The organism is Bradyrhizobium lablabi (assembly GCF_900141755.1).
In the GTDB taxonomy this organism is placed as follows: domain Bacteria; phylum Pseudomonadota; class Alphaproteobacteria; order Rhizobiales; family Xanthobacteraceae; genus Bradyrhizobium; species Bradyrhizobium lablabi_A.
Map to the genome: position 1 here is coordinate 5177550 of NZ_LT670844.1, position 15925 is coordinate 5193474.

11 protein-coding genes are annotated in these 15925 nt (G+C 59.5%); 8 read left to right on the plus strand and 3 right to left on the minus strand.

Translation table 11 applies throughout. The annotated features are described in order from the left end of the window. Nucleotides 1–130 precede the first annotated feature (130 nt). The 4 genes from B5526_RS37865 to B5526_RS24200 all read left to right on the plus strand — a co-directional run bounded on the left by B5526_RS37865 (nt 131) and on the right by B5526_RS24200 (nt 7698). The gene (locus tag B5526_RS37865) at nt 131–2266 is read left to right on the plus strand and encodes a tail fiber domain-containing protein (RefSeq protein WP_154071423.1); all 2136 of its coding nucleotides are present in this window, start codon (nt 131–133) and stop codon (nt 2264–2266) included. A 157-nt stretch (nt 2267–2423) separates the two neighbouring features. Next, complete coding sequence (locus B5526_RS37870) at nt 2424–5036, plus strand: hypothetical protein (RefSeq protein ID WP_154071424.1); 2613 nt, start codon at nt 2424–2426, stop codon at nt 5034–5036. A 72-nt stretch (nt 5037–5108) separates the two neighbouring features. Next, nucleotides 5109–5999 carry an invasion associated locus B family protein gene (locus tag B5526_RS24195; protein ID WP_079542372.1) on the plus strand — a complete coding sequence of 297 codons (891 nt, stop codon included), beginning with the start codon at nt 5109–5111 and terminating at the stop codon, nt 5997–5999. A gap of 397 nt (nt 6000–6396) precedes the next feature. Beyond that, on the plus strand, nt 6397–7698 hold the full coding sequence (locus B5526_RS24200) for a hypothetical protein (protein ID WP_154071425.1): 1302 nt from the start codon (nt 6397–6399) through the stop codon (nt 7696–7698). 203 nt (nt 7699–7901) lie between these two features. On the opposite strand, the gene B5526_RS24205 is transcribed toward B5526_RS24200, so the two are convergent. Beyond that, nucleotides 7902–9035, minus strand: coding sequence for an autotransporter domain-containing protein (locus B5526_RS24205; RefSeq protein ID WP_079542376.1), 1134 nt, complete (start codon nt 9033–9035; stop codon nt 7902–7904). Between the two features lie 1124 nt (nt 9036–10159). On the opposite strand from B5526_RS24205, the gene B5526_RS24215 reads away from it, so the two are divergent. From B5526_RS24215 to B5526_RS24230, 4 genes are read left to right on the plus strand one after another with little or no spacing between them, the layout of a single operon-like run. Beyond that, the gene (locus tag B5526_RS24215; protein ID WP_172842095.1) at nt 10160–10753 is read left to right on the plus strand and encodes an invasion associated locus B family protein; all 594 of its coding nucleotides are present in this window, start codon (nt 10160–10162) and stop codon (nt 10751–10753) included. Nucleotides 10754–10791: 38 nt separating this feature from the next. After that, nucleotides 10792–12747, plus strand: a complete 1956-nt coding sequence (locus tag B5526_RS24220) for a hypothetical protein (RefSeq protein WP_154071426.1) — start codon at nt 10792–10794, stop codon at nt 12745–12747. Nucleotides 12748–12750: 3 nt separating this feature from the next. Then, entirely contained in the window at nt 12751–13329 is a 579-nt protein-coding gene (locus B5526_RS24225; RefSeq protein WP_079542384.1) for a hypothetical protein, read from the plus strand. 60 nt (nt 13330–13389) lie between these two features. Continuing rightward, nucleotides 13390–14547, plus strand: coding sequence for a hypothetical protein (locus B5526_RS24230; RefSeq protein WP_079542385.1), 1158 nt, complete (start codon nt 13390–13392; stop codon nt 14545–14547). A 67-nt stretch (nt 14548–14614) separates the two neighbouring features. Here B5526_RS24230 and B5526_RS24235 read toward each other — a convergent pair whose 3' ends face one another. Continuing rightward, on the minus strand, nt 14615–15514 hold the full coding sequence (locus B5526_RS24235; RefSeq protein ID WP_079542386.1) for an NAD(P)-dependent oxidoreductase: 900 nt from the start codon (nt 15512–15514) through the stop codon (nt 14615–14617). A 5-nt stretch (nt 15515–15519) separates the two neighbouring features. After that, complete coding sequence (locus B5526_RS24240) at nt 15520–15900, minus strand: carboxymuconolactone decarboxylase family protein (protein ID WP_079542387.1); 381 nt, start codon at nt 15898–15900, stop codon at nt 15520–15522. Nucleotides 15901–15925: the final 25 nt, after the last annotated feature.

The window sequence follows — 15925 nt, forward strand, 5'->3', positions numbered from 1 at the left end:
ATGTTGTCGCAATGGGCTACGGTCATCAACGGTCTGTACGGCGATCGGCCAACCTTGCTTTTTTCTAAGGTTATGCGATGGTTGCTTTTTTTGAAGCCAGCCTGCCATTTGACGAAAGCAATAGTGAAAAATGAACGCAGCGATCCGCGGGACAATTGTCGTGATATCGTTAACCTCGTTGGGTCTGTTGCCTGCGAACTTATTTTGGACCAACGCGTTTGCTGCACCTGCGCTGTCGTGGTCCCCTTCTGACTATGGAGCAGAGAGCGCTGGAAGCGCGGATAAAAGCACTCAGTTGGCGTTGGATCCCGCCCTGCAACCAATTGAAGGTGCGATGGATACATATTATGGCGTCAAGGGCTTGGGTAAGGCTGCAGTAAACATTCTGAGCGGCGACCTGGACAAGGCGGCCGAGGGTGTAGGGAAAGACGTCGCGCTCGGTTACCTCAAGGGAAAGGCGCAGCCTGCGGCCGAACAAGGTTACGCGTGGTTGGTTCGCAATCTGTTGGCCGGAGCGTTCCCAAACTTGACGCAACAGCAGCGTAGCCTGCTTCTTCGCGACATTGCGCAAAACTCCGGTCGTCTCTTTGGCGCCGTTTCAAAGGTCACTAATATTGCCAATAAGGCTGCGTTTGCCTTTAAGCCGAACACCATTGCATCGGCTCGATTAGAAGAAATGCAGATCGAGGAATACTACTCATCTCACTGGCGACAGTATTTGAAGCCTCACGTCTCATCGCTGGGCCCTGCACCCGCGCCGGCACAGATTTGTATTGGTACCTGCCCCGGGGGCGGGAGCTCGCCGGATAACTCGACAATTACCGGCGGGAGCAAGGACACTGCATCCGGGCTTAGCGGCACCCCCGAAACTCAGAAAATCAGCAGACCTAACTTTATGGGAGGCGCCAGCAGTCTTCCGCCGAACATGACCGGCGCGAGTTCACCTCCGCCTGGAAAAGGCCCTGGTTCGAACAGCGGACCCACCACGGCGCACGTGAGTCTCCCGGGCGGATACTTCGGCAAAGCGACCGCCAACGCCGACCGTACCGTCACAGTATTCAACAATTTCGGCAGCGTGACGTTGACACAAGACCAGTTCAAGCAGGTTGCGGCGGGAAATCTGGCGCCGGTTGCGGCGTTGATGGGCGGCTCGGGCGGCAATGGCGGTAAGCTTACAGGTCAGACTGCATATTCGGCGCCGCGCAACAGCGGCTCCAGCGACGTTAGCGGCCTGGGGCCGAGCAGCGGCAAGCTCGCATCGGCGTCCGGCGGAACTAACATCAAGATTGATCCCGCTCTGCTTCGGACCAAATCGCAAGCACCCGTCGGTCCTGCGGTCGTCAGCCTCGGGGCACCCGCGCGCGGCAGCACCTATAAAATCGACATCGGCTCCGTCAGCACGGAGAAAGCCGCTACGCCAAAGCAAAGTACGATTAGCGGAACTTCTGCGAGTCAGATGCCGCCAATGTCGTCATCCAGCTTGCGCGCAACTCCAACCGTTCAGACGCCAACCTCGCGTTCTCCCCCAATCGCCAGCACGGTGTCGTCGACTGTGCAAACCTCCGGCGCTTCGACCTCGCAGTCTCCGACGATCACCGTCCACACCCCGAGCCTGGTAGGCGGCGCGGTATCCAATGCGGCGTCGAGCGCGGCGGGTAGAGCCGCCGCCGGCGCGGCGAGCCGAACGGCGTCGACGGCGGCGAGCGGGGCGGCGTCAAATGCTGCCTCGGGTGCGGCGGGCCGGGCGGCGTCAAGCGCTGCCTCGGGTGCGGCGGGCCGGGCGGCGTCAAGCGCTGCCTCGGGTGCGGCGAGCCGGGCGGCGTCGAGCGCCGCCTCGGGTGCGGCGGGCCGGGCGGCGTCGAGCGCCGCCTCGAGTGCAGCCAGCCGGGTGGCCTCGACTGCGGCAGCAGGCGCCGCCAGTCGCGCGGCATCCAATGCCGCCGGCCGGGCGGCGGCAAATGCGGCTTCCAATGCCGCCAGTCGCGTCAAAATTCCCTCCGACGTTCGTCTCAAGCGCGACATCGTCGCGCTCGGGCGCATCCGTGAGGGTCTGCAGCTCTACCGCTATCGCTATCGCGGGAGCGGCACGCTCTATGTTGGCGTGATGGCCCAGGAAGTCGCTCTGGTCGATCCGGATGCCGTGACGAGGGACGCCGACGGATATCTCCGCGTCGATTATGGTCGGCTGGGCTTGCAATTCATGACCTGGGAGCAATGGACCCGGCAGTCGTCTCAACAGGCCGAGCAGCGGTTCGTGGTCCAATAACCGGGCGGAGGCGATCTGCGCTAATGTTGGGCAACGCTCGCCCTTGACCCAATTGGGTGAAGACGCAACGCCGGCATCGTGGCATAATTTCAAAGTTATTTCGTTGATTTACGTGGGTTGTTGATCTGTCTGATTTCATTTGCTGAGGGAGGTTGCCTTGCGCAGTTTATCCCACCTTGCCATCGGCTTTGTTTGCTCGCCGCTGTTGATTTTGCCGGGACTGGCTCCCATCGGGGCGGTTGAAATCCACAAGCCTACCATCACGGTCAACGTTCCGAAGCCGACGATCAATGTGCCTCGGCCCACGATCCCCACGGTCAACGTTCCAAAGCCGAACGTGACGGTCAGCGTCCCCAAGCCAACGATCAACGTGACCCGGCCGGCGGTCACCGTATCGCGTCCAACGGTTGTTACCCCGAAAATTGAAGTGTCCAAACCCAACATCGCTGTGAGTGTGCCAAAGGCGGAGGTACCGCATCACACGGTTGATTTACCTAAGGGTGAAGCGCCTAAATTGGTCGGCGTCGGGCAGCACCCGACCGCCGATTTGCCGCATGTGCCGGTAGATGGATCTAAGGGTGGAGCGCCGAAATCCGTAAGCGCGCCTGCCGGACCCACATTCCAGCTGAACACGGATCCGCCCCGCGTGACGGCGATTGGGCCAAAAGGGGGAACGCCAAAACTGGTTGGTGTGCCTGTTGCACCGGCGTTGAATCCGACGGCGGATTCGTCGCGCGGAACGGTAATTGCGCCGAAGGATGAAATACCAACATTCGTTGGCGGGCCCGTTGCACCGGGGTCGAACCCGACGGCGGATTGGTCGCGCGGAACAGTGACTGCACCGAAGGATGAAATACCAAAATTCGTTGGCGGGCCTGTTGCACCTTCATTCAACCCGAACGTTGATCCACCGCGCGTGCCCGTGAATGGCCTCTTAGGCGGAACGCCGAAATCGGTAGGCTTCCTTACTCCGCCGCCCGCGACCGGTGGCCCAAACCCGGGAAAAGGCAGACCGGTTTTCTTCGCGGTGACGGATCCCGCTCCGGCACCGGGGTTTCTGTCAGGAAATCCAAAAGCAGGCACCACCATGCTTGCCAGGCCGAACGATGCTGGGACGGCCTTTGTAGCGGGCGAGAGCACATACCAGGTTCAAAATGGGGGCACGACAGTTCGATTGGCCGATCCGAGCCCCGGAAGAGCGGGCTTTGTGACCGGCAAGACAGCGTATGACGTCATCAGCGCCGGACCGGGCAAATCGGCCGTGTTCGTCGCCAACTCCAATGCGATCAAGACGCAGTCGATGAGCGGTCCGAACACCGCGACCGGACCGCTCGCGCCCGGCTCCTCGACCCCATTCCCCACAGTCGCGCCGGCGGCGGGCTCCTCGAAGGCGTCCCGAGCGGCGGGGCCGCAGCCCGTCATGATGTCCGCGGCGGACGCAAACGCTGCTCCGGCCGGGACCGTCACCTTCAACCCGCAAACGAATGCGCCGACGTGCACGCCGCCGCCCTGCGTTTCGGGCCAGATGTACAGCGCAGCCAACGGCGCCTATGCGGGTGCCAATCTCGTCATCTCCGGCTCTGGCGCACCGACGCCGATCGCAACAACGATCACATCTGGCGGCATTACCAGCACGATCACAGCCGCCGGTTCAGCGCAGCAGACGACAACCGTCACCGTCAACGGGCAGCCCTACACCGTCAATGGCGGCGGGCCGACGACGCTGAGCGGCAATATCAACGGTCAGCAAGTGAACGAGACTAGGGTGAACGGAATCAGCACCACGACGGTGGGTGGTACTCCGATCGTCACCTGCGGCTATTCAACGTGCAGCGTTTCTTCCCCGGCTGGATCGACGATAACGGGCGCATCCGGGACACCGTCAGGAGACTTTGCCATTGGACATGGCAAGTCCAACTATGACGGCGGTATCTATGTTGCAAGGGTGGGTAACACGTCCGCTTCGGTTTTCGGACCACCGAACCTTGGTTCCCAATTCAATCCCCCGGGTTCGCCCTTGAGCGTTGAGCCAGGCGGCCTTCCGCCCCTTACCGGACCAGGCTCCCATAAAATTTATCCACCAATGGACAATTCCGGTCGCCTGGACAGTTCTCCGGTTGGAGACATAATTCTTGCGGGCCCGTTCGCCCTTGCCGGCAAGGCGGCTGGCATCGGCGCGGCCATTGGAAACGCGTTTCTCAGCAACGAACAAAATTCAGTTCCATCGACGACGGCGGAAGAGGCAGCCAAATTGGCAACTGAAGGAGCTAAAAAGACTTTCCAAACGAACGCTGGAATCAATGCTGCGATCTTCACGTCGGAAGTAGTACCCGTTGTGGGACCCCTCGTGGCTCCGGTCGTGGCTCCGGTCGTCTCTTACGTGGCTGGAAAAGGATTTGAACAGGTCGTTGGAAGTGCTGCTGGTACGCTGACGAACGCTGTCATGTCCCCGCCGGCTGAAGGTACGCCGCCAGCGAACGCTGCACCTGCAACGGGTAATCCGGGCCCACCCCCGCCCGCGACCAACAATGCGCCGCCCCAGACCAACAATGCATCGCCTCCGACGGTGAACGTTCCATATTACCTCGCCACCAATCCAAATCCCGTGTCGCCGATGGTCTCGGCGAATCCGCCGCCAGTTGCTCAACCGCCCTCGGCATTGAATGCGATGCTCAATCCAAATGCTCCGGCCGCATCGGTTAATGCGCTCATATCGCCTCCATCGACGCCTCCGGCACCTACAGGCCCACCCATGTTGTCAAGACCATAACGCATCGTTGTTTGATTCCAATCGCGCGTCCGCGGAGGGCGCTTAGTTAGGTAGAAAGCAGGCGAGCATTTTATGCATCGGCTTTTCAAGAATGCGTCTGCCTTGACAGGCATGGCCATGATTGCGGTTGTGCCGGCCCTTGCCCAAACGCCGCAGCAGACGACGGCCAGATACGATGACTGGATGGTGTCTTGCGCAATTGCCGCCGGCGTGAAGTCGTGCGAAATGTCGCAATCCCAGTCGATCCAGGGACAGGCAACGCCCGTTAGCCAGATCACCATCGGACGCGTCGCTAAGAATGAGCCGCTTAAGATCGCGTTCCAGGTGGCCCCTGATCTCTGGCTTCAGGCGGGTCTCAAACTCATCATCGATGAAAAGGAAGCGCCCCTCGCGGCTATGTTCAGATGGTGCGTGCCGACGCGCTGTCTCGCGGACGCCGATTTGACGGACGCCATCACCAAGAAGCTGGCGGGACGAACCGAGCCAGTACGCCTTTTGTGGAAAGACGCGTCACAACGCGACATCACAATTCCCGTATCCCTTAACGGATTTTTGCCGGCACTAAATGCAATGAACGAAACTTCAACGCCCGGCCCGGCGGCGGACGACGTCAGACGCTTCGATGGACAATGGCTATTGGAGTCGGAGTGTCAGGCTATATCGCCCAGTGTTTTGAAGAGCGCATGGAAAACAACCGGAAAAATTTCAAACGGTCAGCTGTCTGCCAAGTTCGGTGACGAAGGCAAGCCGGGATCCGGAAAATTCGAAGGCGTGGTCAAGCCCAACGGAAGTCTTGAACTGTCCGTCACTGGGCTTTCCGGGGACAGCAAGTACAACACCAATAATGTTCCCGAAAAAACCCCCTACAACTGGAAAGCTTCGGGAAATTTGTCCGGTTCGGATGGCACGGCGACAAAGATCGAGGGCCGTTTCTGCCATGTGAGTTTTTCAAAGAGCAGCTGAAGATTCGATCGTTCAGGGAAACCTGTGAGCAAGGACGTCGGTGGCGATCCCCGCGCTAGAGCGGCGGCCGGCTGGTCTCACGCTTCATTTTGGCTAACCATTGCCGCTCACCCAATTGGGTGAAGACGCACGTCCTGGCGGCGTGGCATGTTCCGAAGTCACTTTCGTCGATTTTGCATGGATACTTGACCTGTTCTGATTTTGCCCGATGAGGGAGGTTGCTGTGCGCAGTTCGTCCCGCCGGACCATTGGGCTTCTTTGCTCCCCGCCTTTGATCTTGCCAGCACTCGCTCCGGGCAGTTGAAGATTTCTGTCTATCAGGCAGCAATCCGCATTCTGATTTCGAGCAACATGTGATTGACGGAGTGGACGACACACCAGGGATGAGGGTTTGATCATGCGAACCGAATTGCGCTTTGGCGGATTGCTGACGTGTGTTGCTTTTGGCGTTGCATCCCCGGTCGCTGTCGAAGCGGTCGAGCTTCCGAAACCTGTGGTCACCGTCAACGTTCCGAAGCCGACGATCAACGTGCCGAAGCCGTCCATCAACGTTCCGAAACCCACAATCAGCGTCTCGAAACCTACAATCCCGGTTCATCATCCCGATATCGCCGGTCGTAATCCGGCCGATGGCGCGCGGAAAACAGTTACGGTTCCCGAGGGGACAAAATCCGGACAAGACAACGGAACAGAGAAGGGTCACAAGATTTCCGGTTCTGAAAAGAAGCCCGGCGACCTGTCTCCAAAAGCCGCCGGTGGAGAGAGGAAGAAGGATGAAGCTGTAAACGCGGACGGCAACAGCAAGGGCGGAAAAGAAGGGCTAGGTTCGGGGAAAATCAAAGCGAGCCATGAAGCGGTTGCCGCGCCCGGAGGCACAAAAGATTTGAAAGAAGCCGACAGACAGCTGAAATCGTCAGCCATCGACACGAAGGCTGCCGGCGCCACCGCAAATGAGCCAACTCCAAAGCAAATGGATGCGAAAGCAACAAGCGGATCGCAACCCCCACTCACGGGTACCTCGTGTCACAACAGCCCCGGCTGTTCGATCGACCCGGCAACGGGCGCACTCGACTACTCCGGCGGAAAGTACGGACCACCGTTTACGTCGGTACCAGCCGATCAGAAAAACGGCAGCGTCGTCATTCATTATGAGCAGATCAACGGAAAGATTGTCGGGATCGCCACCAATACTGCCGACAATACGAAAGGCGAGCCCTTTGTATTAGGGCTGTATAAGGCACCATCCGCCGCGGGCAGCGCGTCCCCACCCGGCGCTCCACCCGATCTGTGCGCAACAAGCCTTTGCTACGGCTCGGTTGAGGGCGTCACCTATGGGGCGCCGCAATTAGGTCAACAACAGGGGCCGGTTCGACCGCTACCGTCGCCAACCACATACACCGATGACTATTTTTCCAATGAGGAATCGTCGCGTCTCTTCGCGCAGGCGGCAAAATTCGGGCTCAGGGAATTCGCAAGATTCGGCAACGCTATCGGACGATCAGAAAAAGAGGCCGACGGGCGCAACAGCAAAATTGCCGATGGTTCGACCGCCTTCGAAATAGGGCAAGCAATAGAAAACAATATAATCTTGCCATGGATCAACGGGACACAAATTCAGTGGCCGTTAATGCGGCCTTCACCTCCACCAAGCTCACAGCGCCCTGCGGCCCCCCCTACGGAGTCGAAACCCCTGCCCTGATAAGAATCGTATCTCGGCTCGTCCGGACTCGCCCTACACTTCGCAAAAGCGCAAATCCTCGCAGTTAAACTCTTTCGCTCGCCCAGCGGGGCTGCCGGAACATTGAAAGGGTGCCCAAGCAAAAACCCGCCGGGGGTTAGCCGGCGGGTTTTGATTGCTGCAGCTTTTTTGATTGCTGGCCGTGGCTTTCGGCGTGGATCAACTCACCACGTGTAGCGCAGCCCGACCGAGCCACCGATGGTTTGCGTCGCGACAAAGCCCTGCGTCTTGGTGCCGGCGACGCCGCTGCCATGGCCCTCGAAGTAGGACGAGAAATGGTCGGTCCAGATCACGTTGACCTTGGCCGAGCCCCGGCCGCCGAGCCCGGTCTCGGTGACGCCTGCGACTGCGACGGGAACGCCGCCAAAGCCCGGCGGAAGCCCGGGCGCCGCAACGATCCCGCTCTGATCCACGACCTTGAACACCGCACCCGAGATCTGGGGTTCAACGACGAAGCCCATCCACTTCATCTGGGTCCCGATCCGCGCGCCGCCATGCACCTCGGTGCTGTCACCGGTCTTCATCCCGAAATTGGCGGTGTACAGCTCCGTGTAGGTCACCCCGACCGTCGGTTCGATGAAGACCGAGTACGGCAGGTCGTATTTATATTGGACGTTGTCGGTATAGCTGAGCGAGCTGGTGTCCGGCACGGTCCCGACGATGCCAAGCCCGATCAGCGTGGTCCTGGTCCAGCTTGCCGTCACCGTGAAATCGGTCGAGAAGCCGCCATTGGTGTAGGCGAGGGTGCCTGAACCGGACGGCGTGTTCGAATCCGAGAACGTGAAGCCGGAGGTGTGCGACCAGGAGTCGCTGCCGGTGGCGACGAAGGTCAAGGCGTCCGACGCGGTGAAGATCCCGATCTTGGTGACGTCGAAGGCGCCGGTGCCGGTGGAGGTCGACGATACCGTGCCAAACGAGCGGCTCAGGTCTTCGCTGCCGACGGCGTTGACGCCGTAAATCCATAGCGGGGCCGGGGCGACCGCCATCGGCGGCGCCTTCAGGACAGGCGACTTGGCGTAGGCCAGCGCCGCGAACGGATTGTCGCTACCCTGGGCGGCGAAGGGATTGCGATTGTCGAATTCGGATTCCTCGGCAGAGAAGCGCAGCATTCCCGGAGCGGGCAAAACCTTGCGGCTCTGAATCTGATCGCGAACGTTCTGCAAAATGTTCTGGATGACGTTGCGGATTATCTGGTCCTCAATGGGACCCGCACTGGCCGGTGCTACACAACCGCACAGCGCCACAAACCCGGCTGTGGCGGCAAGGCTCGCCTTCGCCGATCTTCCCGAAATCACCACGTTTAGCCCCCCAAAAGATCGTTAATAAAAAGTAGCCAAAAGATGGCTGAATTGTATCCAGCAAACTAGTGCAAAGAAGACACACCACGGAACTGTTTGAAAATACTGGTATTCGGGTGAACCCGAAGAGGTCTGTTGATACCGCCCGCTGCTCATTTGTTGCTGCTCGGCACCACTTGGTAATGCACAACCCGCCTTAGCGACAAAACAGTCGCAGTCAGTTTTTCCAGGATGGGTGGCGATCTCGCCAAGGAAGGACTGAGTCTTGTGGGCAAAAGGCGATGGACAAGGGCGGATTTACTGGTGCGCGCTGCGGCGAAAAAGCTCGACACCCCTTCGAAAGCCGTCGCCCGACAAACCTTGCGTCTGAGACCTATGCGGGAAGCGCGCCTGCGCCTGAAGCAGGGCAGTTCGTCATCGACCGGGCTTGCCTCAGATGTTGCCGCTCCTTCGCGTTAGCGCGGTTTATTTCGGAAGCGTCTTTTTCACACGGTGGGGCGGGACAGGTTGCGAGACAACTTCCGTCCTGCCTGCGGAATCGATCCTGCTCTGTTGCTTCACCCTGCGTTGAATGTCATCCCGGACGCCCTGGATGATCGACTGCCGGGTTGCGTCAATCTCTTCCCGGACTGGATCACATCTGCCGTCTCCTGCCGCGGCGAGGGCCAGTCCAAGGCCGATCAATAACGCGGCAACGGCAGGGCGAAGGCGAACCGAAGTGGTCATGGCATCTCCAATCTCTAGGCCGCGGCTTCCCCTGATCTGCATTGTAGCCGATCGATTGATCGGCAAGCAGCGAATTAACGCCTTCGCCGGCATATTGTCCCAGGATTGTCGTCGAAATCCGGGCGTACAAACGGAGTACGGAAATAAAGATCAGCCGCCCGTCGATAGGCGAATGGGGGGGTAGCCAACATTCAGTCGGTCCCTTGGCGCGCGCAGCACTTGCCGGTCCGGCGGCATGCGCAGATCGGCAAATTCCATCCTTTCCCGGCGAGCGTGATTGCCGCCTGGAAATCAACTGTGTAAGCTTATCAATACAGCCAATTGAAGTTTAGGCTGAAAATCAGCATTGAAGACGAAGCGGGTTTTGGGAAATGAGGGATTTTTCAGGAAGCTATTTCATGGTGCCGCCGGTTCGCTTTTTTTGCACTGCGGCCTTGGTGCTTGGTGTTGTGGCGATGACCAGGGTTTGCGTCGCCCAAACGTCGGAGTCGCCCGGAAAGCAGACGACGCCGCCTGCCGCGCAAAGCACCCAGGCAACAACGGATCAAAAGCCTCAGCTGACAACGGCAACATATGATGATTGGACGGTTTCTTGCCGGACGGCGCAGGCCAGCAACGAAACCAATTGCGATATGACGCAGGTCCAAACGATCAAGGGCCAGAAGAACCCGGTCGGCCAGGTGACCTTTGCACGCACGGCAAAGGATGGTCCCATCCTCCTCGTCGTGCAAATCCCTCCGACGCTTTGGATCGAATCAGGCGTCAAGTTCGCGTTCGACGAAAAGGATCCGGGGTTTCCCGTGACGGTGAAGTGGTGCGCGCCGTCGCGCTGCTTTGCCCAGAGTGAATTATCCAAGGACCAGATCGCGAAGCTCAAGGCCCGCGCTGATCCGGCGACGATTGAATACAAGGAGGCCTCGCAGCACGAGGTTTCGCTGCCGGTTTCATTCAAGGGATTTGGTCCCGCTTTCGAGGCTATTCAGAAAAAATAGCACTTCGCGGGTAGTGCCTTTTTTTGGGGGAGGTGCGATTGCCAGAAGTATCAAAGCATTTCATTCCCGCCCTGTTGCTCTGTGCCGGGCTGATGTCCGCCGCGTATGCGGTCGAGGTGCCGAAACCGGTCATTCCAAAGCCGACCATTCCCCGGCCGACCATCAACGTGCCCAAGCCGACGATCAATGTGCCGAAGCCGACCGTCAACGTGCCGAAGCCGACGATCAATGTGGCAAAGCCGCCGATCGAAGTGGCAAAGCCGCCGATCACCGTGGCCAAGCCCGTGGTGCCAAAGCCGGTGATCTCGACCAGTCCAAGTTTGGCGTCGACGAAATCGGAGATCGTGATCAAGCCAAGCGGCCCCGAATCGAAGCTGCCTAACAAGGGCTCGGTTCCGGACCACAAAGTCGGAATACCCGAGCACGGCCAGACGGGCCGAAAACCCGACGATTTGAAAACCGTGAACCTGCCAAAGGGCAATGCTGGCTCGACGGTCACCTTGCCGGCATCCGACAGGCCGAAAAACGGCAGCTTGCCAAAAGTCGGGTCGGGTGAGGGCAAGTCTTCCGGTGTGCCGACCAAACTTGGTGAGAAGGGTGGTCCCAAGCAGGACAAGCCGCCGATCCGCGCGATGTCGCCCGCAAAACTCATGCTCACCGGTGCTGGTGACGACGATGATGATGACGATAGCGGTAGCGTCAGCGGCGCCTCACGGATGCCGAACGCCAAGGGGCCGGGCAGCAAGGGCTCGGGCAGCAAGAACCCGCCAAAGATCAAGGCGATGTCGCTCGCAAAACTTGCAAGCGGCGGCGGCGACGACGATGACGACGACGACAGTAGCGGTTCGCTGACGTCCACGGGCAAGTCGTCGGCCGGCAAGATCAAGTCGGCTGGTGCAGAGAAAAAGCCGGTCATCAAGGCCAGAGCCATGATGCGCGTGGCGTCCGTTTCGGCGGACGACAATAGCGGTGACGACAATAGTGGGGATGATTCCGGCGATGATTCAAGCAGCAATCCGCCGCCGCCACCCCAACAGGCTTCCATGGGCGATTCGAGCGGTGACGACAGCGGCGATGACTCAGGTGACGACTCATCCGGACAGGGTGGTGGCTCCGGGTCGAACGGCAATTTGCCCGGCAACGTCACGGTGTCGCAGGACGGCAAGAGCGCAACCGCGACCGGCCCCAACGGGACATACGCGAACGCAACCAACAACGGCGACGGCACTTTCACGCTGAAGACTAACAACGGCACCGTCACGCTCAGCCAGCAGCAGCTTGCGGCAATCGCCAACGGCGACATGTCTGCCTTGGGGCCTCTGCTTGGAAACGCACCATCCGTTCCCATGGGCACTGCGGGTAGGCCGGCGCCGTCCACTTCAGGATCAGGCTACGCCCCGAGTATGGTTGATCAAGTACTGATGAATCTGCCCTCGATTCCTCAGCCCATCGTTAACGCCGTAGCGGGCTTCGGGGATGGGGTGAGTTTTGGTTTGACGAAGTATATTCGTTCCCTCGACGGCACATCCGGATATGTCGACACAAATTCCAGCACCTACCAGTATGCACAAACGACTGGCCAAATATACGGTGCGGCGACCCTTACGTTAGCAACAGCCGGTGGAGCTGCCGCCGCCGAAGGCGGCGCTGCTGCCGCTGAAGGTGGTGCCGCCGCCGCCGAGGGGGCTGCCGCGGAGGGGGGAGCGGCGTCCCGGACCGTAATCGGGAGGACGAATGATCTCAAGAACCTCGAAACTCTGCAACCGGGCGAACAATCGCTGCTTGAGCGCCTCCCTAATCAAGGAAGCCCACAAGCGAACTGGGCACAGAATTCCGGCGTGCTTCGGAACGAAATGAACCGTGGTCTTCCCATCCGCGATGTATCGCCAGGCGACACCGGTGGGACGTTCCTGAACGCTGAGCGAGGGTTGCTCCGAGATCGGGGGTGGACTTTCGATCCGCAGACGAATTACTGGCTCCCACCGAAGCCATAAAGAATGAGCACTAACGAACACATCGATCCAGAGCGAATGCGACTAAACTTCGCTGATATCGTCGAAAAGAGATTTGGTTTTCTACTGGAGCTTGGGTTTGTGAAAACCGAAGCGTTGCCGACGATGGTGCGGTACCGGAAGGGAGATCTTGAACTCAGTATCTACCTCGGACGCCAGTCGTACGAGGTCGGCTTTGAGATCGGACACGCCAACGAAACCTATTCGATGTCGGAGATCATCCGAGCCACCGATCCGGGAACCGCCGACCAGTATCGTAATGCTGCCGCAACGACGGCAACCGAGTTGGCAACCGCAGTGGATCGACTGGCAGGTCTTGTAACTAAATATGGTGAACGAGCGCTTCGCGATGATCCAGCGTTCTTTGCCGGTCTAAGCCAGCAACGGAAGGACTGGTCGGAAACCTATGCACTTGATGTGCTTGCGCAGCAAGTCAGGCCAAAGGCAGAGGCAGCTTTTCGCGAGGGCAGATTCCGCGAGGCTGCCGAACTTTATGAAAAGATACACGCACGTCTGACGCCGGCAGAGCTAAAGAAGTTAGACATTGCCCGCCAGCGAGGCTGATCGGTGCCGTGTTGTATTGCGGGAACACCGAAGCAGTCGGCCGCCCAGTGGCTGCGGCTCGTGCTGCTGGGGCTGATTTTTTGGTTCACAGGAAGTCTGGCAGGCCAGCCTGAAAAAACAGCGCCCCGTGACCTTCTCGACGCCTCGATCTCGCGCGCAGCCGAGGCATTGACGGCGCTTCTCAAAGCCGACGGCTCCTTCGTATATGAGGCGCGGCTGGACGGCAGGCCCGTCAAGCCGCAATACAATCTCGTGCGCCATGCCGGTGCGATTTACGCGCTGAACATGTTCGAAGCCAGATGGCTCTCGCCCGCGGCAAAGTGGGACATTGAGAGCGCGCTGGATTTTCTCAAGCTGAACGTCCGGCCTTTATCCGAAAGCGGACCTCCGATGAGCGCGGTGCTTGCGTCGTGGCGCGGCGACGGGGATACGGTGTTGGGGGCAACCGCGCTTGGGGTGGTTGCTTTTCTCACCGCCGAAACGCGCAAGCAGAGCGGGGACGAGAAAGCACTCATCAGAAATATGGGAGCCTTTCTGCTTTCGATGCAGCAACCTGATGGCGCATTCTATAGCCGCTATAATTTTCAGCATGCGCTGCGCGACGATAGCTTCAACTCGTTGTATTATCCTGGCGAGGCCGCGCTTGCGCTGGTTCATCTTTTCTCATGGGACACTTCGTCCGAACAAGCGAGATGGGGGGATGCCGCGCGGCGAGCGTTGCTGTACCTTGCCGAAACCCGCGCGCTGGACCAGGAATATCCGCCCGACAATTGGGCTTTGACTGCGACGCGCGCGTTTTTCGAGGCTGGCGTTCCGATCAGCGAGGACGAGCGCGCAAAGCTGATCCTGCACGCCGAACGAGTCGTTGAAGCTGACCTGCTTCTGAAGGTCGAGCAGGGGTCCGACCCAGTGCTTTCCGGCGCCTTGACCGATACCGGGAGCACTACACAGACGTCCACGCGTCTTGAGGGCCTCCTGGCGGCTCTGACCTTCATCAAAAGCCAAAGCGTCATCGCGCGCACGAAACAGGCGATCAGGCCGGCAATGGCTTTTCTGCTCCAAAGCCAAATTCAGGAGGGACCGCTCGAAGGCGCTTTCCCTGAAACCGTGATTGTCGACCCGCAGAAACATCGGCATTTGTTCGTCAGGATCGATTACATCCAGCATGCCCTGTCTGCGATGATCCTGTATCGGGACAGCAACCTTCTCGCCGAGTGACGTAGGCTGAAGCCGAGCAGTCCTAGTTGCGAGAAAAGAATGCGATCGATGCGCGCGAATCCAAGACTTAGGTTTTCGCGCCCTTTCCGCCGACCACCACGCCCGCCGCCTGCTCGATCGGCTTGATCGCGGAGGTAAAATCAGACTCCGGGCCCATCTCGCGAATGACCACTTCCCAGAGACGCCCGACCGCTTCGGCGACCTCCATCGATAGCCCGAGCGATTTTGCCTCTTCGAGGCAGAGCCGCACGTCCTTCACCATCAGCCCCGTGGCAAAGCCGAAATCGAAAGTGCGGGGCAGGATCGCGCGGGGAAACTTGTAGCGGCTCGCGGTGTTCATGCCCGATCCAGCATTGATCACGTCGATCATGACATTGGGATCGAGTCCGGACTTGACGCCCATCACCACTGCCTCGGAGGTCGCGACCACGGCGGTCGCCGACAACAGATTGTTGGCAAGCTTCATGGTCTGCGCCGAGCCGGGCTTTTCGCCAATGAAGAACACCTTGCCGATCACAGAAAGCGCCGGCTTTATCAGTTCGAACTCCGCTCTCGGACCCGACACCATGACCGCGAGCGTTCCTTTTTCGGCGCCGCCGACGCCGCCGCTCACCGGGCTATCGAGCTGCACGATGTTGCGTTTTGCGAGCAGATCGAAAATCCGCACCGCCATGTGCGATCCGACGGTGGAGAGATCGACAAAGCGTTTTACCCGCTTGCCCTCGATGACGCCGTTTTCGCCGGTCGCGACCTCGAGCGAAGCCTGCAGCGACGGCAGGCTCGCCAGCACGGTCTCGGCGCGGTCGGCGACCTCTTTCGGCGAGGACGCAGCCACTGCACCGAGTGCAACCAGTTGGTCGACCGCTTCCTTGCGCTGGTCGAACACGAACAAATGATGCCCCGCCTCGACCAGGCGGCGCGCCATCGGAAAACCCATTTTGCCAAGGCCGATGAATCCGATGTCCATGCGGCTCAGCCCTTGTCCAGTTCGGCGAACACTTCGCGCGCGATTCTAAAACTGTCGACGCCGGCGGGCACGCCGGCATAGATCGCGACCTGCATGAAGATCTCGCGAATCTCGTCCTTGGTGACGCCGTTGGTCAGCGCGCCCTTGATGTGCGCCCGCAATTCATGCGGCCGGTTCAGGATCGAGATCATCGCGAGGTTGAGCATGCTGCGGGTCTTGCGCGGCAGTTCCTCGCGGCCCCAGACCGCGCCCCAGCAATATTCCGTGACCAGTTCCTGGAACGGCTTGTTGAAATCGTCGGCGTTTTTCAGGGCGTTATTGACATAGGCTTCGCCGAGCACCGCTTTGCGGATTTCGAGCCCCTTATCGTGCGTTTTCTTGTCCATTGACGTTTCCTTGATGGTTGCCGAC

Excerpts from the sequence above, each read along its gene's own strand:
- B5526_RS37865 (WP_154071423.1), top strand. The coding sequence starts at position 131 with ATGAACGCAGCGATCCGCGGGACAATTGTCGTGATATCGTTAACCTCG.
- B5526_RS24195 (WP_079542372.1), top strand. The coding sequence starts at position 5,109 with ATGCATCGGCTTTTCAAGAATGCGTCTGCCTTGACAGGCATGGCCATG.
- B5526_RS24200 (WP_154071425.1), top strand. The coding sequence starts at position 6,397 with ATGCGAACCGAATTGCGCTTTGGCGGATTGCTGACGTGTGTTGCTTTT.
- B5526_RS24215 (WP_172842095.1), top strand. The coding sequence starts at position 10,160 with ATGGTGCCGCCGGTTCGCTTTTTTTGCACTGCGGCCTTGGTGCTTGGT.
- B5526_RS24225 (WP_079542384.1), top strand. The coding sequence starts at position 12,751 with ATGAGCACTAACGAACACATCGATCCAGAGCGAATGCGACTAAACTTC.
- B5526_RS24235 (WP_079542386.1), bottom strand. The coding sequence starts at position 15,514 with ATGGACATCGGATTCATCGGCCTTGGCAAAATGGGTTTTCCGATGGCG.
- B5526_RS24240 (WP_079542387.1), bottom strand. The coding sequence starts at position 15,900 with ATGGACAAGAAAACGCACGATAAGGGGCTCGAAATCCGCAAAGCGGTG.